This window comes from Serratia sp. MYb239, assembly GCF_002966855.1.
In the GTDB taxonomy this organism is placed as follows: Bacteria; Pseudomonadota; Gammaproteobacteria; order Enterobacterales; family Enterobacteriaceae; genus Serratia_B; species Serratia_B rhizosphaerae.
In genome coordinates, this window is sequence record NZ_CP023268.1 from 1174153 (window position 1) to 1196816 (window position 22664).

General features: G+C 57.2%; 19 protein-coding genes. 9 read left to right on the forward strand and 10 right to left on the reverse strand.

The features are described 5' to 3' along the window. Nucleotides 1-3: 3 nt before the first annotated feature. From asnB to nagB, 5 genes are all read right to left on the reverse strand, one after another. The gene (gene asnB / locus CLM71_RS05600; RefSeq protein WP_105230122.1) at nucleotides 4-1668 is read right to left on the reverse strand and encodes an asparagine synthase B; all 1665 of its coding nucleotides are present in this window, start codon (nucleotides 1666-1668) and stop codon (nucleotides 4-6) included. 356 nt (nucleotides 1669-2024) lie between these two features. Next, nucleotides 2025-2777 (reverse strand): HAD-IIA family hydrolase, encoded by a 753-nt coding sequence (locus CLM71_RS05605; RefSeq protein WP_015671317.1) that lies wholly within the window; start codon nucleotides 2775-2777, stop codon nucleotides 2025-2027. A gap of 58 nt (nucleotides 2778-2835) precedes the next feature. Beyond that, nucleotides 2836-4059: an N-acetylglucosamine repressor gene (locus CLM71_RS05610; RefSeq protein ID WP_105230123.1), complete on the reverse strand. Its 1224-nt coding sequence runs from the start codon at nucleotides 4057-4059 to the stop codon at nucleotides 2836-2838. 23 nt (nucleotides 4060-4082) lie between these two features. Beyond that, nucleotides 4083-5222, reverse strand: a complete 1140-nt coding sequence (nagA, locus tag CLM71_RS05615; RefSeq protein ID WP_105230124.1) for an N-acetylglucosamine-6-phosphate deacetylase — start codon at nucleotides 5220-5222, stop codon at nucleotides 4083-4085. Nucleotides 5223-5244: 22 nt separating this feature from the next. Continuing rightward, a complete protein-coding gene (gene nagB, locus CLM71_RS05620) occupies nucleotides 5245-6045 on the reverse strand; it encodes a glucosamine-6-phosphate deaminase (protein ID WP_105230125.1) in 801 nt (266 codons plus the stop codon). 333 nt (nucleotides 6046-6378) lie between these two features. On the opposite strand from nagB, the gene nagE reads away from it, so the two are divergent. The 5 genes from nagE (at nucleotide 6379) to CLM71_RS05645 (ending at nucleotide 15420) form a co-directional block, all read left to right on the forward strand. Continuing rightward, nucleotides 6379-8412 carry an N-acetylglucosamine-specific PTS transporter subunit IIBC gene (gene nagE, locus CLM71_RS05625; protein WP_105230126.1) on the forward strand — a complete coding sequence of 678 codons (2034 nt, stop codon included), beginning with the start codon at nucleotides 6379-6381 and terminating at the stop codon, nucleotides 8410-8412. A gap of 251 nt (nucleotides 8413-8663) precedes the next feature. After that, nucleotides 8664-10331: a glutamine--tRNA ligase gene (gene glnS, locus CLM71_RS05630; protein ID WP_105230127.1), complete on the forward strand. Its 1668-nt coding sequence runs from the start codon at nucleotides 8664-8666 to the stop codon at nucleotides 10329-10331. 587 nt (nucleotides 10332-10918) lie between these two features. Beyond that, on the forward strand, nucleotides 10919-12364 hold the full coding sequence (locus CLM71_RS05635) for an OprD family outer membrane porin (RefSeq protein ID WP_105230128.1): 1446 nt from the start codon (nucleotides 10919-10921) through the stop codon (nucleotides 12362-12364). Between the two features lie 48 nt (nucleotides 12365-12412). Continuing rightward, nucleotides 12413-12754 (forward strand): ChiQ/YbfN family lipoprotein, encoded by a 342-nt coding sequence (chiQ, locus tag CLM71_RS05640; RefSeq protein ID WP_105230129.1) that lies wholly within the window; start codon nucleotides 12413-12415, stop codon nucleotides 12752-12754. Between the two features lie 2 nt (nucleotides 12755-12756). After that, a complete protein-coding gene (locus CLM71_RS05645) occupies nucleotides 12757-15420 on the forward strand; it encodes a family 20 glycosylhydrolase (RefSeq protein ID WP_105230130.1) in 2664 nt (887 codons plus the stop codon). A gap of 114 nt (nucleotides 15421-15534) precedes the next feature. On the opposite strand, the gene fur is transcribed toward CLM71_RS05645, so the two are convergent. From fur to ybfF, 4 genes are all read right to left on the reverse strand, one after another. Beyond that, on the reverse strand, nucleotides 15535-15981 hold the full coding sequence (gene fur, locus CLM71_RS05650) for a ferric iron uptake transcriptional regulator (RefSeq protein ID WP_105230131.1): 447 nt from the start codon (nucleotides 15979-15981) through the stop codon (nucleotides 15535-15537). Between the two features lie 304 nt (nucleotides 15982-16285). Next, complete coding sequence (gene fldA / locus CLM71_RS05655) at nucleotides 16286-16825, reverse strand: flavodoxin FldA (RefSeq protein WP_105230132.1); 540 nt, start codon at nucleotides 16823-16825, stop codon at nucleotides 16286-16288. A 206-nt stretch (nucleotides 16826-17031) separates the two neighbouring features. Further along, the gene (gene ybfE, locus CLM71_RS05660) at nucleotides 17032-17319 is read right to left on the reverse strand and encodes a LexA regulated protein (RefSeq protein ID WP_105230133.1); all 288 of its coding nucleotides are present in this window, start codon (nucleotides 17317-17319) and stop codon (nucleotides 17032-17034) included. 250 nt (nucleotides 17320-17569) lie between these two features. Next, nucleotides 17570-18352, reverse strand: a complete 783-nt coding sequence (ybfF, locus tag CLM71_RS05665; protein WP_105230134.1) for an esterase — start codon at nucleotides 18350-18352, stop codon at nucleotides 17570-17572. A 270-nt stretch (nucleotides 18353-18622) separates the two neighbouring features. On the opposite strand from ybfF, the gene seqA reads away from it, so the two are divergent. From seqA to CLM71_RS05685, 4 genes are all read left to right on the forward strand, one after another. Then, nucleotides 18623-19156 carry a replication initiation negative regulator SeqA gene (seqA, locus tag CLM71_RS05670; protein ID WP_105230135.1) on the forward strand — a complete coding sequence of 178 codons (534 nt, stop codon included), beginning with the start codon at nucleotides 18623-18625 and terminating at the stop codon, nucleotides 19154-19156. 75 nt (nucleotides 19157-19231) lie between these two features. Further along, entirely contained in the window at nucleotides 19232-20875 is a 1644-nt protein-coding gene (gene pgm, locus CLM71_RS05675) for a phosphoglucomutase (alpha-D-glucose-1,6-bisphosphate-dependent) (RefSeq protein ID WP_105230136.1), read from the forward strand. A gap of 168 nt (nucleotides 20876-21043) precedes the next feature. Next, a complete protein-coding gene (locus tag CLM71_RS05680) occupies nucleotides 21044-21652 on the forward strand; it encodes a PadR family transcriptional regulator (protein ID WP_105230137.1) in 609 nt (202 codons plus the stop codon). Beyond that, nucleotides 21652-21957: a DUF3861 domain-containing protein gene (locus tag CLM71_RS05685; protein ID WP_105230138.1), complete on the forward strand. Its 306-nt coding sequence runs from the start codon at nucleotides 21652-21654 to the stop codon at nucleotides 21955-21957. Before CLM71_RS05680 ends, CLM71_RS05685 begins: the two co-directional genes overlap by 1 nt. A gap of 5 nt (nucleotides 21958-21962) precedes the next feature. Here the strand turns inward: CLM71_RS05685 and kdpE are convergent, their stop codons facing one another. Beyond that, nucleotides 21963-22652 (reverse strand): two-component system response regulator KdpE, encoded by a 690-nt coding sequence (gene kdpE, locus CLM71_RS05690; RefSeq protein WP_105233227.1) that lies wholly within the window; start codon nucleotides 22650-22652, stop codon nucleotides 21963-21965. Nucleotides 22653-22664 lie beyond the last annotated feature (12 nt).

Below are 22664 nucleotides of genomic sequence, written 5' to 3' on the forward strand. Positions count from 1 at the left end.
CGTTTACTGATAAGCGGACTGGTGTACGCCGACGGCGCGGCCGGACGGATCGTCCATTTTTTTGAATGATTCGTCCCACTCAATCGCCTTGGCTGACGAACAAGCCACCGACGGGCCGCCCGGCACGCACTCGGCGGCGCTTGGCAGTGGGAACAGCTCTTCGAAAATCTCACGGTACAGGTAGCCTTCTTTTGACGTCGGCGTGTTGTACGGGAAACGGAAACGTGCGTTTTCAAGCTGTTGGTCGCTGATTTGCTGTGCAGCCACCTCTTTTAGTGTATCGATCCAGCTGTAGCCCACGCCGTCGGAGAACTGCTCTTTCTGGCGCCAGGCCACGCTGGCCGGCAGATAGGACTCAAAACACTCGCGAATAATGTGCTTTTCCATTTTGCCGTTGCCGCACATTTTATCCTGCGGGTTGATGCGCATCGCCACGTCGAGGAATTTCTTGTCGAGGAACGGCACGCGCGCTTCAACGCCCCAGGCGGACATCGCCTTGTTGGCGCGCGCGCAGTCAAACATATGCAGCGCCAGCAGTTTACGCACCGTCTCGTCGTGGAATTCGTGCGCGTCCGGCGCCTTATGGAAGTAGAGGTAGCCGCCGAAGACTTCGTCGGCGCCTTCGCCGGACAGCACCATCTTGATGCCCATCGCCTTGATCTTGCGCGACATCAGATACATCGGCGTCGAGGCGCGGATGGTGGTGACGTCGTAGGTTTCAATGTGATAGATCACGTCGCGGATGGCGTCCAGACCTTCTTGCACGGTGAAGTGAATTTCATGGTGCACGGTGCCGAGGTGGTTGGCCACCTCTTGCGCGGCGCGCAGATCCGGCGAGCCTTGCAGGCCGACGGCAAAGGAGTGTAGCTGAGGCCACCAGGCTTCGCTGCGCTCCTGATCTTCCACGCGGCGCGCGGCGTATTTTTTGGTGATGGCGGAAATTACCGACGAGTCCAGGCCGCCGGACAGCAGCACGCCGTAAGGCACGTCGGACATCAGGTGGCTTTTTACCGATTCTTCCAACGCATTGCGCAGCGCATTGGCGTCGGTGACGCTGTCTTTAACGCTGTCGTAGTCAAACCAGTCGCGCTGGTAGTATTGGCGGATCTCGCCGTCCTGGCTCCACAGGTAACTGCCGGCGGGGAATTCTTTAATGGTGCGGCAGACCGGCACCAACGCCTTCATTTCCGAGGCGACGAACAGGTTGCCGTGCTCATCAAAGCCCATATACAGCGGGATAATGCCGATATGATCGCGGCCGATCAGGTAGGCGTCTTTTTCCGCGTCATACAGCGCGAAGGCGAACATTCCCTGCAGATCGTCGAGGAACGCCGGGCCTTTTTCCTGATACAGCGCCAGGATCACTTCACAGTCGGAGCCGGTCTGGAACTGATAGCGGTCGCTCAATGCGTCGCGCAGCGCCTGGTGGTTATAGATTTCGCCGTTTACCGCCAGAACGTGAGTATGTGCCGCGTTATACAGCGGTTGCGCACCGTTATTAACATCGACGATCGACAGACGCTCATGCGCCAGAATGGCTTTATCGCTGGCGTAAATGCCGGACCAGTCCGGGCCGCGGTGGCGCATCAAACGAGACAGCTCGAGCGCTTTTTTACGCAGCTCAGCAGGATCGGACTTCAGATCGAGCACACCGAAAATAGAACACATACAAACTCTCCTAAACGACTTTTCTGGGACTGTGATGTTGTTTTTGCTGTTATACGCAGCCGGGACGATGGCTACGGGGTGTTTATGAAAATGCGCCAAAAACGACGTCGGGCGCAAGCGTTTTCATATTCAGGAGAAAAATAGTTATCGGTGATGGGGTGAAAATTAGCGGATATTTATATTTAAGCGCTATTTTTTGAGGATTCGTTAAATAAATCGCGCTACTGGTGGTTTTTTCAGCACCCTGCAGCGGAAAAAATAAAGCCGCAAACAGGCTATCGGTGTCAAATAAATAAAACTCAACGTACTGGCGGGGGTTACATGATACGACGGCGGGAACCCCGCCGTCGTGACGATCAGAACAGGTCGATATCGGCAACCGACGGGAAGATATAGGTCGGGCGGAACGGCATGCTTTCAATATCGTTTGGCGTGGAGACGCCGGACAGCACCAGAATGGTTTCCAGGCCGGCCTGGAAGCCGGCCAGAATGTCGGTGCGCAGGTTATCACCGACGATCACCGTCTCTTCCGAATGGGCCTGCATCTTGTTCAGCGCGGCGCGAATAATCCACGGGCTGGGTTTACCGACGTAAAATGGTTTGCGGCCGGTGATCTTTTCGATCGGGGCGCACAGCGCGCCGCAGGCCGGGACAAAGCCGTGGCCGTGGGTATCCGGGTTGGTGGCGATAAAGCGCGCGCCGTTACTGACGAAATAGGCGGCCTTGTGGATCATCTCCCAATTGTAGGAGCGGGTCTCGCCGACAATCACAAAGTCGGGGTTGATATCGGTGATGGTGAAGCCGGCTTTGTACAACTCGTGAATTAACGCGCCTTCACCGACCACATAGGCTTTTTTACCTTCCTGACGGCGCAGGAAGTCGGCAGTGGCCATCGCCGAGGTATAGAACGCGCTTTCCGGCACGTCCAGGCCGGCGGCGGCAAAGCGGTTGGCCAGATCCTGCGCGGTCTGCGACGGGTAGTTGGTCAGCACTACCAGCGGCATGCCCTGCTCCTGAATGCGCGCCAGAAAGCGGTCGGCGCCGGGAACGGCGGTGTTGTCATGCATCAGTACGCCGTCGATATCACAGATTACGTTTTTAATCGTCATGGTGGGGGGATCTCATCAAGAGGGCGGAGGGCGTGATGCCATCCGCCTGAAAATAGGGTCAGCTTTCCAGTAAGCGCTGCAGCAGCACGCCGTTGAGCATGGCGCGCTTGGCCAGGGCGAAGGCGCCGATCGCCGAACGGTGGTCAAGTTCCGAGGTCACTACCGGCAGGTTTTTACGGAAATCTTTCAGTACCTGATTATTGATGCAGCTTTGTATCGCCGGCAACAGGACTTTGTGCGCTTCGGTAATTTCGCCGGCGATCACCACTTTTTGCGGGTTAAACAGGTTGATGGCGATCGCCACCGCTTTGCCCAGGTAGCGGCCGACGTGGTCGATAACTTCGCCGGCCAGCAGGTCGCCGCGGTTGGCGGCCTTGCAAATGGCGTTGATGCCGCAGTCGTCCGGCGACAGCAACTTGCTGGGATAGCCCTGCGCCAGCAGCTGACGCACCCGCTGTTCAATGGCGGCATTGGCGGCGACGGTTTCCAGACAGCCGAAGTTGCCACAGTGGCAGCGTTCACCGAGCGGGTCGATTTGAATATGGCCGATTTCGCCGACGTTGCCGTTATTGCCGAGGAAGATCTGGCCGTTAACGATAATGCCGGCGCCGGTGCCGCGGTGCAGCCGCACCAGAATGGAGTCTTCACAGTCGCGCGTGGCGCCGAAGTAGTGTTCGGCCAGCGCCAGGCTGCGGATATCATGGCCGACGAAGCTGGTGACGTTGAAGCGCTGCTGCAGGTTATCGACCAGCGGCCAGTTATCGACGCCGATGTGTGGCATATAGCGCACCACGCCGAGCGACGGATCGACCAGCCCCGGCAGGATCACCGAAATGGCGATCAGCTCGCGCAGTTTGCGTTGATAGCTGGCGATAAACTGCTCGATGGCGTTGAACAGGGCGTTTTCCAGCGTCTCCTGCGTGCGTTCCGGCAGCGGGTAGTGTTCTTCACCGAGCGATTTACCGCTCATATCATACAGGGTGATGGTGGCATCGTGCCGGCCGAGACGCACGGCGACGGTGTGAAACTGGCGGGTTTCGCTGACGATGGAGATAGCGCGGCGGCCGCCGGTGGAGGCTTGCTGATCGACCTCTTTGATCAGCCCGCGCTCCAGCAGCTGGCGGGTAATTTTAGTCACACTGGCGGGGGCAAGTTGGCTAAGTTCGGCGATCTGAATGCGCGAGATTGGCCCTTGCTGGTCAATCAGGCGATATACTGCTGCGCCGTTAAGCTGTTTAACTAAATCTACGTTGCCTATCTGTGCCTGTCCGCCAGTGCTCATTAATAAAGTTACTCGCTGTCTGATTAAACCTCGTTACCGTTAACGAGCGTTTTAGTAATGGTGAAATCGCGGGTAAAGGCGGTCAGGTTCGCCACTTTACCGGCTTCGATACTGCCCAAACGCTGGTCTACGCCGATGGCGCGCGCCGGATAGAGCGTAGCCATACGCAGGGCCTCATCCAGGGCGATGCCGACATGCTCCACGCTGTTTTTCACCGCGTCGATCATCGTCAGCGCAGAACCACTCAGGGTGCCGTTCTCATCCACGCACAGCCCGTCACGATAGTATATGGTTTTACCGGCGAAAATAAATTGATCAATATCGGCGCCCGCCGGCGCGGTGGCGTCGGTAACCAGCACCAACTTATCACCTTTCATGCGCTTGGCGTTACGGATACTCGCCCAGGCGACGTGATGGCCGTCGGCGATGATCCCGGTATACACTTCCGGCGTATCGAAAATCGCGCCCATCAGCCCCGGCTCGCGGCCGGTAATATACGGCATGGCGTTATACAGGTGGGTGGCGAAGCTGATGCCGGCGGCAAAGCCGGTGCGCGCCTGCTCATAGGTGGCGTTGGAGTGGCCGGCGGAGACGATGATGCCCGCGTCGCGCAGCTGGGTGATAAAGTGCGGCTCCACCATTTCCGGCGCCAGCGTCACCTTGGTGATGACATCGGCGTTGGCGCACATATAGTCCACCATCTCTTTGTCCGCGCGGCGGATAAAGGCCGGGTTGTGGGTGCCTTTTTTCTGCGGGCTCAGGTAAGGCCCTTCCAGGTGCAGGCCGAGCGCCTGATTACGCTGTTTTTTCAGATAAGCGCGCATCACTTCGATGCTGTGCTTCATAAATTCGTCGCTGCTGGTGATCAGCGTCGGCAGGTAGCTGGTGCAGCCCGATTTTTCATTGGCGTGCTGCATGATCTCCAGCGTCTCTTCAGAGATGGCCTCCAGCGCGTCGTTAAACTGCACGCCGCCGCAGCCGTTCAACTGAACATCAATAAAACCGGGGGCTAACAGGGCGCCACCCAGGTCGCGCGTTTCGATGCCGGCCGGCAGTTCGGCCAGCGGGCAGACTCGTTCAATCAGGCCGTCGGCAATCACTACCGCATGGTCATCAAGCACGTCGTGGCCGGTGTAAATACGGCCGTGGGTTAAAGCGAACATGTAGCCCCCTACAAACAAAAAATTAAAGATTCTTCACGCTTTCCGCTTCCAGTTCACGGAAGTACTTAACGGTTTTGACCTTCAGCTCCATGGTGGACGGTTCGTCGCACACCACGATGGCTTTGGCGTGCAGCTGCAGGCAGCTGATGGTCCACATATGGTTGACGTTGCCTTCCACCGCCGCTTCCAGCGCCTGCGCCTTGGCGTGGCCGGTCACCAGAATCATCACCTCTTCCGCATCCAGCAGGGTACCGACGCCGACGGTCAGGGCGTATTTCGGCACCTGGCTGACGTCGCCGCCGAAGAAGCGCGAGTTGGCGATGCGGGTATCTTCGGTCAACGTTTTAATGCGGGTGCGGGACGCCAGCGAAGAGGCCGGTTCATTAAAGGCGATGTGGCCGTCAATTCCCACGCCGCCCATAAACAGGTGAATTTTACCGTAGGCTTTGATTTTCTCTTCATAGCGGCGGCATTCGGCATCGACATCCGGTGCGTTACCGTTCAACAGGTTGATGTTTTCACTCGGGATATCAACGTGATCAAAGAAATTACGGTACATGAAGGTATGATAGCTTTCCGGGTGCTCCTGCGGCAGGCCAACATATTCATCCATATTGAACGTCACAACGTGCTTAAAGCTTACTTCACCTGCTTTGTGCATCGCAATCAGATGTTTGTAGGCTTCCAGCGGGGTGCCGCCGGTCGGCAGGCCCAGCACGAACGGACGCTCCGCCGTAGGGTTGAAGGCATTGATGCGTTGTACGATATGGCGGGCGGCCCATTTGCCTACTTGTGCGGTATCTTTCAGTGGGATAAGTCTCATCATACACCTCTTGGGTAAGTAAACTATGGCTATACTGAACGAGCCCTGTCAGAAGGCTTAAGCCTAATTCAGCTTTGTTGTTTCTGCGTTAGGGAGCCTCAGTATCGATTTTTTTAATGATAAAATAAGTTTTGTGCGATGGCTAGCAATGCCGCCGTTAATCTGACCTTTTTGGTGATTCAAATCACAAAAGGGGAGGTTTTAATTTGCGATACGAATTAATTTTTTTACACTCCGCATAGTAATGTGTGCCATGCGTATTTTTAAAAAAGGCAGTGAGGCTTCTCAATAAACTGCCAATAGGGTCCGCTCGCGGATGAATAGGGGGAAAAGGTGAACATTCTTAGTTATTTACAAAAGGTGGGGCGCGCCTTGATGGTGCCGGTCGCCACGCTGCCGGCCGCCGCGATATTAATGGGCGTCGGCTACTGGATTGACCCGGTAGGCTGGGGCGGCGACAACGCGGTCGCCGCTTTCTTTATTAAGTCTGGTTCAGCCATTATCGACAATATGTCGGTGCTGTTCGCCATTGGCGTCGCCTACGGGATGTCGAAGGATAAGGACGGCGCCGCTGCGCTGACCGGCTTTGTCGGCTTCCTGGTGTTGACTACCCTCTGTTCGCCGGCTGCGGTATCGATGATTCAGAAAATCCCGCTGGATCAGGTGCCAGCCGCGTTTGGTAAAATTGAAAACCAGTTCGTGGGGATTCTGGTGGGGATTATCTCCGCCGAAATCTACAACCGCTTCAGCAGCGTCGAGCTGCCGAAGGCGCTGTCGTTCTTCAGCGGCCGCCGTCTGGTGCCGATCCTGATCTCCTTCCTGATGATTCTGGTCGCCTTTATCCTGATGTACGTCTGGCCGCTTATCTTTAACGGTCTGGTGAACTTCGGTGAATATATTCAGAAAATGGGGTCGGTCGGTGCCGGTCTGTATGCCTTCTTCAACCGCCTGCTGATTCCGGTCGGCCTGCACCATGCGCTGAACTCGGTGTTCTGGTTTGACGTGGCCGGCATCAACGATATTCCTAACTTCCTCGGCGGCCAGCAGTCTATTGAAGCCGGCAAGGCAGTAGTGGGCATTACCGGTCGTTATCAGGCGGGCTTCTTCCCAATCATGATGTTCGGCCTGCCGGGCGCGGCGCTGGCGATTTACCACTGCGCGCGTCCAGAGAACAAGGCTAAAGTGGCGGGCATCATGATGGCCGCGGCGTTTGCCGCCTTCTTCACCGGCATCACCGAGCCGCTGGAGTTCTCCTTTATGTTTGTGGCGCCGGTGCTGTACGTGATCCACGCGATTCTGACCGGTATTTCCGTCTTTATCGCCGCCAGCATGCACTGGATTGCCGGCTTCGGCTTCAGCGCCGGCCTGGTGGATATGGCGCTTGCTTCCCGCAATCCGCTGGCCACCCACTGGTATATGCTGATCCCGCAGGGGCTGGTGTTCTTCGTTATCTACTATGCGGTGTTCCGTTTCACCATCACCAAGTTCAACCTGATGACCCCGGGCCGCGAGCTGGCGGTCGCCGGTGATGAAACCGACGGTTACGATGTTGACGCCGCCGCCGGGAAAGATGAAAACGCCACCACCACGCTGGCCCGCCGCTATGTGAGCGCGATTGGCGGTTCCGATAACCTGACCGGGATTGACGCCTGCATCACCCGCCTGCGTCTGAATGTGAAAGATTCTGCGCTGGTGAACGATGCGCTGGCGAAACGCCTGGGCGCCTCCGGCGTGATTCGCCTGAACAAACAGAGCGTCCAGGTGATTGTGGGGACGCAGGCCGAGCTGATTGCCAGCGCGATGCGCGGCGTGGTGGCTGCCGGCCCGGTAGCCGCCGCCAGCGTGCCGACGACGCCGCCGCAGGCTGACGCGAAGCCGCAGGCGGTACCTAACGCGCCGCAGGCCGTGGTGCTGGAAGCGATGGTTGCGCCGGTCAGCGGCGAGGTTGTGGCGCTGGCTCAGGTGCCGGACGAGGCCTTTGCCAGCAAAGCAGTAGGCGACGGCGTGGCAATCCGACCAACCGACAGCACCGTAGTGGCGCCGGCAGACGGCACGGTAGTGAAAATCTTCAACACCAACCATGCCTTCTGCCTGGAAACCGACAAGGGCGTTGAGCTGGTGGTGCATATGGGCATTGATACCGTAGCGCTGAACGGCCAGGGCTTTAAGCGCCTGGTGGAAGAAGGCGTCGAGGTGAAAGCCGGCGAGCCGGTGCTGGAGATGGATCTTGAGTTCCTGAATGCCAATGCACGCTCGATGATCAGCCCGGTAGTAGTCAGCAACGTGGATGATTACGCCGGCCTGGATGAACTGGCAAGCGGTAACGTGGTTGCCGGCCAGACCCGGCTGTACGTGATCAAAAAATAACGGTTTACCTGAGCAGTACCTGATTGGGTGTCAACGAGTCATGACGGGACGCACCCGACGTTTGGCGGGAAGAGAGCAATCTCTTCCCGCTTTTTTATTGGGCGGCGGGGGACCAGTTGCACTTTCGCGGTGCAATGGCGCATGATGGGGCAGTTATCATCTTTTTTGCTGAAACTAACGGTTGTTTCCAAGCGTGGCTTGTTGGATCATAGGCGGTTATGTGAAGCACTTTGCATTTGAGGAATAGTGAAATGAGTGAGGCTGAAGCCCGCCCAACCAATTTTATCCGTCAGATCATCGATGAAGATCTGGCGTCAGGGAAGCACTCGACGGTTCATACCCGCTTCCCGCCTGAACCTAATGGCTATCTGCATATCGGCCATGCGAAATCCATCTGCCTGAACTTTGGCATCGCCAAGGATTACCAGGGGCAGTGCAACCTGCGTTTTGACGATACCAACCCGGTGAAGGAAGATCTCGAGTTTGTTGACTCCATCAAGCATGACGTAGAGTGGCTGGGTTTCCAATGGAGCGGCAACGTTCGTTACTCCTCTGACTATTTCGACCAGCTGCACCAGTATGCCGTTGAACTGATCGGCAAAGGCCTGGCCTACGTTGATGAACTGACGCCGGAGCAAATTCGCGAATATCGCGGCACCCTGACCGCGCCGGGCAAAAACAGCCCGTACCGCGATCGTACGGTGGAAGAGAACCTGGCGCTGTTCGAAAAAATGCGTAACGGCGAGTTTGCCGAGGGCACCGCCTGCCTGCGCGCCAAAATTGATATGGCCTCGCCGTTTATCGTGATGCGCGACCCGGTGCTGTATCGGATCAAGTTTGCCGAACACCACCAGACCGGCAACAAGTGGTGCATCTATCCGATGTACGACTTCACCCACTGCATTTCCGATGCGCTGGAAGGCATTACTCACTCGCTGTGTACGCTGGAGTTCCAGGATAACCGCCGTCTGTATGACTGGGTGCTGGATAACATCACCATTCCTTGCCACCCGCGTCAGTACGAGTTCTCGCGTCTCAACCTTGAGTACGCCATCATGTCGAAGCGCAAGCTGAACCAGCTGGTGACCGAGAAGATCGTGGAAGGCTGGGACGATCCGCGCATGCCGACCGTGTCCGGTCTGCGCCGCCGCGGCTATACCGCCGCCTCTATCCGCGAATTCTGTCAGCGTATCGGCGTGACCAAGCAGGACAACAACGTTGAAATGATGGCGTTGGAGTCATGCATCCGCGACGATCTGAACGAGAACGCGCCGCGCGCCATGGCGGTGCTGGATCCGGTTAAAGTGGTGATCGAGAACCTGCCGGCGGATCAGGTGGAAACGGTGACCATGCCTAACCATCCGAACAAGCCGGAAATGGGCAGCCGCGAAGTGCCGTTCAGCCGCGAAGTGTATATAGACCGCGCTGACTTCCGTGAAGAAGCCAACAAGCAGTACAAGCGTCTGGTATTGGGCAAGGAAGTGCGCCTGCGTAATGCCTATGTCATCAAGGCAGAGCGCGTTGAGAAAAACGATGCCGGCGACATCACCACCATCTTCTGCAGCTACGATGCAGAGACGCTGAGCAAGGATCCGGCCGACGGCCGTAAGGTGAAGGGCGTCATTCACTGGGTGTCGGCGGCGCATGCCGTGCCGGCGGAAATCCGCCTGTATGACCGCCTATTCAGCGTGGCAAACCCGGGGGCGGCGGAAGATTTCCTGGCTACCGTTAACCCTGAGTCGCTGGTGGTCAAGCAGGGCTTTGTGGAGCCAAGCCTGGCGCAGGCGCAGCCTGAGCACGCCTACCAGTTTGAACGCGAAGGCTATTTCTGTGCCGACAGCCGCGACTCTTCGGCTGAGCATCTGGTGTTTAACCGCACCGTGGGCCTGCGCGACACCTGGGCGAAAGCGGGCGCGTAAACCGCTATTACGGCCATCTCGCTGATTAAAGCGCAACTTCGGTTGCGCTTTTTTTTGCTTTTTCCGCCGATACATTAATATTATTGCAGTAATTGCGCGTCGTTTTATTTTTTACAGTACCCCTCAGGCGCAAACAGTGCCTGCTATTTTTTATTCGTCGCATTTTCTTTGTTAGATGTAAAATAAATTTATATATTCGTGATGAAAAATAATAAAAATAAGAGAGCGCTCTCTGATCTTGGTTGTTTTGTGATCTTGCCAACGCTGAAACCATTCAACTAGCCGGCTGTTTGTCGAATATCTATTTTTATTTTTGATTTTATTGTGTTTTTGTATCATCCCTCGCTATTTTTTCACTGAGTAACAAATCCTCATCAATATGTGCTCCTTGTCATACTTTGACAAACTTATTGTATTTTCCATTTGATAATTCGCGTCGCGAAAAATAGTCTGTGATTAGCAATAAATGCTGTGGGGTTTTCCGACGGCAAAAACTTTTTACCCATCTCGGGTTTTTTATTAGCGGTCGTTCGAGGCAGTGATGGGCAGCGGCGGCCGCGCTTTTTATGTCAAAGAGGAATTTCATTATGGCTACGCACGGTGTTCGGCGTAATACGCTGACGCTTGCTGTCGCGGGCGCGCTGTTGGGGACAGGGCTGGCGATGCCCCCGGCAGCGCAGGCAGCAGGGTTTATCGAGGATTCCACGCTAAGCGGCGGCGTGTATTACTGGCAGCGCGAACGCGATCGTAAAGATTTAAATAAAACCAAAGAGATGACCAGGCCGGACGGCAGCAGCGTCACGGTCAATAACCCCGATTACAACAGCTATACCACCAATCTGTCGCATGCAACCGCCAACCTGAGTCTGGATTTCAGTTCCGGCTATGCCTGGGACATGCTGGGTCTGGATATTGCCGCCTTCAGCGCGATTGAAATTGCGGAAAGCAAAGACAGCGGCCACCCGAACGAAATCGCGTTCTCCAGCAGCAACCGCACCTATGACGAAACGTATCAGGGTGATAAGGGCGGGGTGAGCCTGTACAAAGCCGCCGCCAAACTCAAATATGGTCCGCTCTGGGCGCGCGCCGGTTATATCCAACCCAGCGGCCAAACGCTGCTGGCACCGCACTGGAGCTTTTTACCGGGCACCTATCGCGGCGCGGAGGCCGGCGCCAATTTCGACTACGGTGATGCCGGCGCCCTCAGCTTCTCTTATATGTGGACCGATAAATATAAGGCTCCATGGCATATTGAGATGGATGACTTCCGCCAGAATGACAGGAAAACGTCGGTTTCCTATCTGCACTCTATTGGCGCCAAATATGATTTCAAAAACGATCTGGTGCTGGAAGCGGCCTTTGGTCAGGCGCAAGGCTATGTGAACCAATATTTCGCCAAGGCTGCCTATCAATTTGAACTGTTCGGCAACCCGCTCACCACCAGCTATCAATTCTATGGCGCTGAAGACCGCATCAGCGACAAACAGGATCCTAACAGCATTTACGACGGGCTGGCCTGGCTGCAGGCGCTGACCTTCGGCTACACCACCGGCCAGTTTACCTGGCGTCTAGAAGGCACCATGGTCAAGGCCGAAGGTAACCAGGGCTACTTCCTGCAGCGTATGACGCCGACCTATGCCTCCTCGAACGGTCGCCTGGATGTGTGGTGGGACAACCGTTCCGACTTTAACGCCAACGGCGAGAAAGCGCTCTACGCCGGAGTGATGTACGACCTGAGCAAATGGAACCTGCCGGGCTGGGCGGTCGGCGGCTCTTACGTCTACGCCTGGGACGCCAAACCGAGCACTAACCCGATTTACGATCAGAACCAGCGTCTGAAAGAGAGCGCCTACAGTCTGGATGCGATGTACACCGTGCAGGAAGGGCGCGCCAAAGGCACGTTATTCAAGCTGCACTTCACGCAGTATGACAACCACTCCGATATTCCGAGCTGGGGCGGCGGCTACGGCAACATCTTCCAGGATGAGCGCGACGTCAAATTTATGGTTATCGCACCGTTCACCATTTTTTAATCGCTGCCTTGGCTTTGCGGCCGGGGCGGGATGACAGGGGACAGTTTCATGAAAAAACGCATGTTGGCGGTAACCGTGACGGTAGGGTTGGCGGGCTGCGTACAGCCGCAGGCGGCGCCGGAAGACGGCCGCTTACGGCAGGCATACGCCGCCTGCATCAATACCGCAGAAGGCTCGCCGGAAAAATTGCAGTCCTGCCAGGCGGTGCTGGATGTCTTGCGGCAAGAGCAACAGCACCAGCCGTTTGCTGAACAGGAAACGGTACGCGTGATGGATTACCAAAAATGCATTCAGGCGCTGCACAGCGGCGACGGCCAGGCGTATCACGAGCGCTGCGGCAAGCTGTGGCAAGAAATTCGGGCGAATAACCACGATGACCAAGGAGTCTGAAGATGAACAGATTTAAACTGAGTGCCCTGGCCGTATTGGCGGCGACTGCCGGCATGTTCGGCGCGATCGGCAACGCCATGGCGGATCAACCGCTGGTGGATCGCCTCAGCCAGCTGAAGCTGAATATCAAAATGCTGGACAACCGCGCGGCCGACAGCGGCGTGGATTGCGCCAGGCTGGGCGCCGACTGGGCGGCCTGCAACAAGGTGCTGATCACGTTGGCCAACGACGGCCAGGCGATTACCGCCAAAGATTGGGCGATCTATTTCCACAGCCCGCGGCAGACGCTGGAGGTGGGTAACCAACAGTTCCGCATCACTCACCTGACCGGCGATCTGTACAGGCTGGAGCCGACCGACGCGTTCCGGGGCTTCCCGGCCAACCAGGCGGTGGAAATTCCCATCGTGGCCGAATACTGGCAGCTGTTTAAGACGGATTTCCTGCCGCGCTGGTATGCGACTTCCGGCGATGCCAAGCCGAAAGTGCTGACCAACACCGATACCGAGGATCTGGATCGGTTCGTGGCGCCGTTTACCGGCGATCAATGGAAGCGCACCAAAGAGGATAAAAACGTGCTGATGACGCCGGCCTCGCGCTTTACGCGTAACGCGGACCTGCAGACGTTGCCGGCCGCCTCGCTGCGTGGCCAGATCATCCCGACGCCGGTGTCGGTGCAGGTCCATGCGCAGGATATCGATCTTGGCAACGGCGTGGCGCTGGCGCTTGGCGCCTTGGATCAGGCGACGGCGAACGTGGTGCGCGATCGTTTTGCACAGCTTGGCGTGGCGAGCGCGGCGGCGGGCTACCCGATAAAGACTGAGGTAAATCCGGCGTCGTTCAGCGGAGAAATGGCGCAATCCGGCGCCTATACGCTGACGCTGGGCGAGAAAGAAGCGCGGGTTACCGGTTTTGATCAGAGCGGGGTGTTCTACGGCCTGCAGTCAATTCTGTCGTTGATCCCGCTGCACGGCGATAAAAAGATTGCCACGCTGGAGGCGCGCGACGCGCCACGCTTTGCCTATCGCGGCCTGTTCCTCGACGTGGCGCGTAACTTCCACCATAAAGATGCGGTGCTGCGCCTGCTGGATCAAATGGCGGCCTATAAGCTGAATAAATTCCATTTCCACCTGACCGACGATGAGGGCTGGCGTATTGAAATCCCCGGCCTGCCGGAGCTGACGGAGGTTGGCGGACAGCGCTGCCATGACCTGAGCGAAACCACCTGTCTGCTGCCGCAGTACGGTCAGGGGCCGGATGTGTACGGCGGTTTCTTCTCGCGTCAGGATTACATCGACATTCTCAACTATGCGCAGGCGCGCCATATTGAGGTGATTCCGGAAATCGACATGCCGGCGCATGCCCGCGCGGCGGTGATCGCCATGGAGGCGCGTTACAAGAAACTGCATGCGCAGGGCAAACAGCAAGAAGCGCAGGAGTACCGGCTGGTGGATCCGACCGATACCTCGAACACCACCTCGGTGCAGTTCTTCAACCGCCAGAGCTACCTGAATCCATGTCTGGACTCTTCCACCCGCTTTGTTGACAAGGTGATGGGGGAAATTGCCAAGATGCATCAGGAGGCGGGACAGCCGATCGGCACCTGGCACTTTGGCGGCGACGAGGCGAAAAACATCCGGCTGGGTGCCGGCTATACCGATGTGAAGAAGCCGGAAGCGGGCAAGGGCATGCTTGACCTGAGCAAAGAAGACAAGCCATGGGCGAAGTCACAGGCCTGCCAACGGCTTATCGACAGCGGCAAAGTGGCGGATATGGCACATCTGCCGAGCTACTTCGGTCAGGAAGTCAGCAAGCTGGTGAAGGCGCACGGCATCGATCGGATGCAGGCCTGGCAGGATGGCCTGAAAGATGCCAAGGACGCCAAAGCGTTCGCCACCTCGCGCGTGGGCGTCAACTTCTGGGATACCCTGTACTGGGGCGGTTTTGACTCGGTGAACGACTGGGCCAACAAGGGCTATGAAGTGGTGGTTTCCAACCCGGACTATGTCTACCTGGACTTCCCGTATGAAGTGAACCCAAACGACAGCGGCTATTACTGGGGCACCCGCTTCAGCGATGAGCGTAAAATCTTCAGCTTCGCACCGGACAATATGCCGCAAAACGCCGAAACCTCGGTTGACCGCGACGGCAATGCCTTTACCGCCAAGAGCGATAAGCCATGGCCGGGAGCGTATGGCCTGTCCGCCCAGCTGTGGAGCGAGGTGGTGCGCACCGATCCGCAGATGGAGTATATGATCTTCCCGCGTGCGCTGTCGGTGGCCGAACGCGCCTGGCACCGTGCCGAGTGGGAACTGGACTATCAGGCGGGCCGCGAATATAAGGGCGGTGAAACGCAGTTTGTCGATACCAAAAAGCTGGCGCAGGAGTGGCTGATTTTTGCCAATATTCTGGGGCAGCGCGAACTGGCCAAGCTGGATGCGGGCGGAATCCGTTACCGTCTGCCGGTGCCGGGCGCCCGTATTGTCGGCGGCAGGCTGGAGGCCAATATTGCGCTGCCGGGCTTGACGATCGAATATTCGACCGACGGCGGTCAGCGTTGGCAGCGTTATGATGATGCCGCCAGGCCGGCGGTGCAGGGCGAAGTGCAGATTCGTTCGGCAAGCCCGGATGGCAAGCGCTTTAGCCGCGCGGAGCCGGTAGCGGCTTAAGTCAACGTCTGCGGCGCCCGAGCGGTATAACGGTGGGCGCCGCAGCTCACCCACGAACGGCAGGCATAAAAAAACCGCCGTGCGGCGGTTCCTGTTTACGCTGGCAGGCCAGACTTATTTTTTGTTATGCAGCGTATCGTTTTCACGGCAGTCACCGCTGGCACAGTGGCCGTACAGGTACAGGCTGTGGTTGGTGAGTTTGATGCCGTGCTGTTTGGCGATATCGCGCTGACGTTGTTCGATAGACTCATCGCTGAACTCGATCACTTTTCCGCAGTCCAGGCAGATCAGGTGATCGTGGTGATGCTGTTGGGTCAGTTCGAATACTGACTTGCCGCCTTCGAAGTTATGGCGCGTGACGATACCGGCGTCGTCGAACTGGTTCAGTACGCGGTAAACCGTCGCCAGACCAATTTCTTCGCCCATGTCGATCAGTTTCTTATACAAATCTTCCGCACTGACATGATGGCAAGCCGGATCTTGCAGCACTTCCAGGATTTTGAGTCGCGGAAGCGTGACTTTTAAGCCGGCCTTCTTCAATGCGGTGTTGTTGTCAGTCATGCGGATTCAGTCCTGTTACTATGCTAATCAGTTGAGGCATTGTTGCCTGTGGCATCGGTCGGCACAAAGCGTTAATAGCGTCTCATTATAGAACCGGTTGCCCTAAATGGAAACCGCCGGTTGTTAACAAAAGCCTACTGCGCCGTTACATGTTGCGCGTGCAACATCTTGATGAATGGGATAAACGGAGCCAAAGTCTACCGTGACGGGGAGGGAAGTTACTAATATGTAGCTTCTATTGCTTCAATCCGTGATGCCGATAACGGCCCTGTCGGTCTGCAGGGCCTTGCATCGCGAAATGGCATCAGCCGATGATATCGGCCAGGCTCAGCTCTTCGACGATCTGTTTGACCCAGGCTTCCACGCGTTCGTTGGTCAGCTCCGGCTGGCGGTCTTCATCAATGGCCAAGCCGATAAAGTTGTCGTCGTCCGCCAGGCCCTTGGAGGCTTCGAAATGGTAGCCTTTGGTCGGCCAGTGGCCGACGATGGCGGCGCCGCGTGGTTCGATAATATCGCGGATGGTGCCCATCGCGTCGCAGAAGTACTCGGCGTAGTCTTCCTGATCGCCGCAGCCGAACAGCGCAACCAGCTTCCCGTTGAAGTCTATTTCTTCCAGCGTCGGGAAAAAGTCGTCCCAGTCACATTGTGCTTCACCGTAGTACCAGGTCGGGATGCCCAGCAGCAAAATGTCGAATGCGTCCAGATCTTCTTTGCTGCTTTTGGCGATGTCGTGAATCTCAGCAACATCATCGCCGAAATCTTTGCGAAGGAGCTTTTGAATCATCTTGGCAATGTTTTCAGTATTGCCCGTGTCGCTGCCAAAGAAAATGCCTACGTTAGCCATATTGCGTATAACCTTTCAATTCAATAAATTACAATACGTTTCGCCTGCTGATCGCATCGGTATCGTTGTAAAGTGGCGTCATGGTAGAGACCAGGGTCCCACCGGTAAATGCCTATCATGCCAGAAATTTGTTCCGGGGTTTTATCGCGTTCATGCGATGCCGGAAAGTAAGGCGGCGTTAAGCAGGCGCTATCCCCGCGCCGCGTTCACGACGACGGCTGTTCGTCCGCCAGCTGCGCCAGCAGCATTTGCTCGATCAGTTCGCTGCGGCTGATGTTGCGTTGTTCGGCCAGCTTGTTCAGCGCTTCCACCGCATCCGCGTTGATTTTCAGTTCCACACGCCGTAACCCGCGTACTTTATCGCGCCGTAACTGATTACGCTTATTGATTCTAAGCTGTTCATCACGGGATAACGGGTTGGTTTTCGGGCGCCCCGGACGGCGTTCATCTGCGAACAGATCCAGCGTCGTGCGATCCGTTTGTTCTTTTGCCATAGGTAGCGGTACTGCAAGGGAATTAGCATCAAAAAGCGATGATATGCTTCCGGACGCTGTGGTTAATACCGTTCAGGTCATTACAACCTAAGCCAACTTTGCCACCAATCTGGCGCCGGACAGCACGCTGAGGATGGCGGCAAAAATTATAGCGCGCCATCTTACCCCAGCTGGCGTCGCAACGACAATGCCTAACTGAGGCGCAAACGCGCTAAGCCGTTATCTTTAGCGCGTTTTTTCACCACCTGCGTTATGGTTCGGCTAAAAAGCGGTGAATCGCGCGCAGTACGGCCTGCGGTTTTTCCGCGTGCACCCAGTGTCCGGTGCCGGCCACCTCATAGGCGCGCGCCTGTGGGAACTGGCGCGCAATAGCGTCACGGTAGCTGTTTTGCACATATGGCGATAGCCCGCCGCGGATAAACAGAATCGGATGAGGCCAGGCGGGCACGTCGTGCCAGCCGATGATCGCCGCGTAGTTGGCAATCAGCACCGGCAGGTTGAAGCGCCACTCTCCCTGATGAAAGGATTTCAGCAGGAACTGAATCACGCCTTCTTCATCCAGATAGTCGCGCATCAGCTGCGCCGCCTGTTGGCGCTGGGTGACGCCGGCGTCGCTGACCGCTGTCAGGGCGGCGAAGATTTCGTCATGGCGGCGGGTTTGGTAGTCCACCGGCGCAATGTCGATCGCCACCAGACGTTCGATGCGCTCCGGCGCCAGCGCGGTCAGCGCCATGGCGGCCTTGCCGCCCATGGAATGGCCGATAACGATGGCGCGCTCAATCCGGAGGTCGTCCAGCAGCGTCAGCAGATCCTGCGCCATCGCCGCGTAGCTCATCTCGTCAGAGTGCGGCGACAGGCCGTGGTTGCGCATATCCACTTTGATGACGCTGTGTTGCTGATTTAAGTCGCGCGCCAGCACCCCGAGGTTGTCGAGATTGCCGAACAGGCCGTGGATCAGCAGGATAGGAAGGGTATCGGCGTTCTCCGACTGTGCGGCCAGCAATTGATAATGTAATTTCATCGCGAAGTTCATGATCTTGAGAGGTTCTGATAGGGTATCATACTCATTATCTGCAAAGGTGATGGATTGGCAGTGCTGACGCATCCCGTTATCCACCGTATTTCCCGCGCGCCGGCCGGCGAGGGCAGGATAAAAAATGACGGGGATATAGGTAATAGTCTGCTTTTGCCTGAGAACGGCACTTTGTTGTGTCTGCCCCCACGCTTTTAACTTTATAATCCCTCGGCTTGAAGACAGAACCTGGCTTCGGGCTTTAAGTAGAAAACACAGTACTGGATAAAGATGAAAACTATTGAAGTCGACGAAGAACTTTACCGTTATATTGCCAGCCACACGCAACATATCGGGGAAAGTGCGTCCGATATTTTACGGCGTATGTTGAAGTTTTCCGCAGGGCAACCTGTGCGTAGCGCAAGCGTAGTGGCCCAGGGTCAGGAGCCGGAAAAAGCGGCGGCGCCACGCCCGCGCGATCGCGTACGCGCCATGCGCGAACTGCTGCTGTCGGATGAATACGCCGAGCAGAACAAAGCCGTAAATCGCTTTATGCTGGTACTTTCTACGCTGTACACCCTGGATGCGGCCGGTTTCGCCATGGCGACCGACGCGTTGCATGGCCGTACCCGCACCTATTTTGCCGGCGATCAGCAAACGCTGCTGGCAAATGGAACGCACACCAAACCGAAACACGTTCCGGGTACGCCTTACTGGGTGATCACCAATACCAATACCGGCCGTAAACGCAGCATGATCGAGCACATCATGCTGGCTATGCAGTTCCCGACGGAGCTGACAGAAAAGGTTTGCGGGACTATTTGATTTAGCGAACTGCTCGTCTCGGCGGCCGCGGCGTCATTGCGCCTGGCTCCCGAGAAGAGAAAGGGAGAGATGTTGATGGCGAACCATCCACGTGCCGGGCAACCGGCTCAGCAAAGCGATCTGATTAACGTGGCGCAGCTGACGTCGCAGTATTATGTGCTGCAGCCGGAAGCCGGCAATGCCGCCCATGCGGTGAAATTCGGCACGTCCGGTCACCGTGGCAGCGCCCAGCGCCACAGTTTTAATGAAGCGCACATTCTGGCGATCGCTCAGGCGATTGCCGAAGTGCGTCGCCAGCAGGGCATCACCGGCCCGTGCTACGTGGGTAAGGATACGCACGCCCTGTCTGAACCGGCATTTATCTCGGTGCTGGAAGTGCTGACCGCCAACGGCGTGGATGTTATCGTCCAGGAGAACAACGGCTACACGCCAACGCCGGCGATTTCCAACGCCATCCTGAGCTACAACAGCAAAGGCGGCGCGCAGGCGGACGGCATCGTTATCACGCCTTCCCACAACCCACCGGAAGATGGCGGCATCAAATACAACCCGCCTAACGGCGGCCCGGCCGACACCAATCTGACCTCGGTGATTGAAAAACGCGCCAACGAACTGCTGAGCGCCAAACTGCAGGGCGTACAGCGTCAGTCGCTGGAGAAGGCCTGGAACGGCGGTCATCTGCACGCGCAGGATCTGGTGCAGCCGTATGTTGAAGGGCTGGTGGACGTCGTTGATATGCCGGCCATTCAGAATGCCGGCCTGAAGCTGGGCGTCGATCCGCTCGGCGGCTCCGGCATCGCTTACTGGCAGCGTATCGCCGAGCATTACAAGCTGGACCTGACGCTGGTGAACGACGCCGTCGATCAGACCTTCCGCTTTATGAGCCTGGACCACGACGGCGTGATTCGCATGGACTGCTCCTCCGAATCGGCAATGGCGGGTCTGCTGGCGCTGCGCGACAAGTTCGATCTGGCGTTTGCCAATGACCCGGACTACGACCGCCACGGCATCGTGACGCCGGCTGGCTTGATGAACCCGAATCACTATCTGGCGGTGGCGATCAACTACCTGTTCCAGCACCGTCCGCAGTGGGGCGCCGACGTTGCCGTCGGTAAAACGCTGGTGTCCAGCGCGATGATTGACCGCGTGGTGGCCGATTTGGGCCGCAAACTGGTGGAAGTGCCGGTCGGCTTCAAATGGTTCGTTGACGGTCTGTACGACGGCAGCTTCGGCTTCGGCGGCGAAGAGAGCGCTGGCGCGTCCTTCCTGCGTTTCGACGGCAAGCCGTGGTCTACCGACAAAGACGGCATCATTATGTGCCTGCTGGCGGCGGAAATTACCGCGGTGAGCGGTGAGAACCCGCAGCGTCATTATGACCTGCTGGCGGCCCGCTTCGGCGCGCCAAGCTACAACCGTCTGCAGGCGCCGGCGAGCCACGCGCAGAAAGCGGCGCTGTCCAAGCTGTCTCCAGAGATGGTGCAGGCCGACACGCTGGGCGGCGATGCCATCACCGCACGTCTGACCGCAGCACCGGGCAACGGCGCGTCGATCGGCGGCCTGAAGGTGATGACCGACAACGGCTGGTTTGCGGCGCGTCCGTCCGGTACGGAAGAGGCCTACAAAATCTATTGCGAGAGTTTCCTCGGGGCGGAACACCGCCAGAAAATCGAGCAGGAAGCGGTGGAGATCGTCAGCGAAGTGCTGTCCTCCGCAAAATAATCCCCCCGCAGTAATAGAAAAAAGCGCTGTTTTTACAGCGCTTTTTTTATGCCCGCAATTTAGATATATCTAACCACGATATTTTCCTTGCCGATTTAGATATATCGATCTAGATTAGATATATCGGACTTGATTCGATATATCTAAAAAACCTGAGAGGTAAGCATTATGTTTCATCGATTCCGTTCGGATCGCTTCTGCGATCGTCATGGTGAAATGCATGAACGCCACTTCCACCATCATCGCGCCGGGCGTCATGCGATGGGCGGCCACGGCAGTAAACTGCACCGCCTGTTTGAACACGGCGAACTGCGTATGGTGCTGCTGGCGCTGGTTGAGCGCAAACCGAGCCACGGCTATGAATTAATCAAGGCGATTGAAGAGGCCTCCTCCGGCCTGTATGTGCCAAGCCCCGGCGTGATCTATCCGACGCTGACGCTGCTGGAAGAACAGGATTTCCTGGAAGCGGAAACCTCAGGCAAAGGGCGCAAGAACTACCGGATCACGGATGCCGGCAGAGCGGAACTGGCGCAGCATCAGACCACGGTAGACGTGATTTTCGCCCGCCTGGCCGGTGCCGGCCTTCGCCGCGAAGGGAATCTGGCGGAAGGCATTGCCGACACCATGCATCGTCTGAGGTGCGTGCTGCGCGGCAATATGATGCGCGCCGATCTGACCCAGGAGCAGGTTGAGCGTATTAACCAGGCGCTGCTTGAAGCGCTCGGCCGTATTGAGGCCGAAGTGGCCACACATGACAACGCAGAGGAGCAAGCCTGATGCCGGGACACCGTTTTCGTATTACCGTTGAGGCGCTGAGCGACCGTAAAGGCGCGCCGGTAGAAAAGACGCCGCTGGTGTTTGAAGTGGAAAATCATGACGACATTCTGGAGATTGTCGAACGCATCCAGGGGCGGGAGGATTTGGCCTTCGGCAAGGAAAAAAGCGCCGCCTTTGCCGTCGGGTTGAAACTGTTTTCCGAGGTGATGATCGAAAACCGTAAACATGCGGTGTTTGCGCCGCTGCGCGACGCATTCAAAGCGTTTATGGTCGGTCTGAAAAAAGGGCCGCAGGCGGGGGAATAGCCGGCTTAGGGCATAAAGCGGTAGCCGACGCCGGTTTCGGTCAGCAGATGCTTGGGGCGCGCCGGATCGGCCTCCAGCTTCTGCCGCAGATGCCCCATATAAATGCGCAGGTAATGGCTGTGTTCGACGTAGTTCGGCCCCCAGACGTGGCTGAGCAACTGGCGCTGGGTCAGCACCTTGCCGGCGTTGGCCAGCAGTTCGGCCAGCAGACGGAACTCAATCGGCGTCAGATGCAGCTCTTCGCCGCCGCGCGTGACCTGGCGGTTAAGCAGATCGACGCTGACGTCGGCAAAGCTGACCTGCGGGCTTTCCTGCTGGCTGCCGGCATGGCGGCGCAGCGCCACCCGCACCCGCGCCAGCAGCTCGCCGATCCCGAAGGGTTTGCTGAGATAGTCGTCGGCGCCGGCGTCCAGCGCGGAGATTTTATCTTCTTCCGCCAGGCGGGCGGACAGCACGATGATCGGGATGCTGCTCCACTGGCGCAGATCGCGGATAAAACTCAGCCCGTCGCCGTCGGGCAGCCCCAGATCGAGAATAATCAGGTCCGGCTTGCGCGTGCCGGCTTCAATCAGACCCCGCTGCAGCGTATCGCTTTCAAACACCCGCAGTCCTTCCGTCTCCAGCGCGCTGCGGACAAAGCGCCGGATCTCTTTCTCATCTTCCACGATCAGAATGTTAATCGGGGTCATGCTCAACATTGTCCTCGG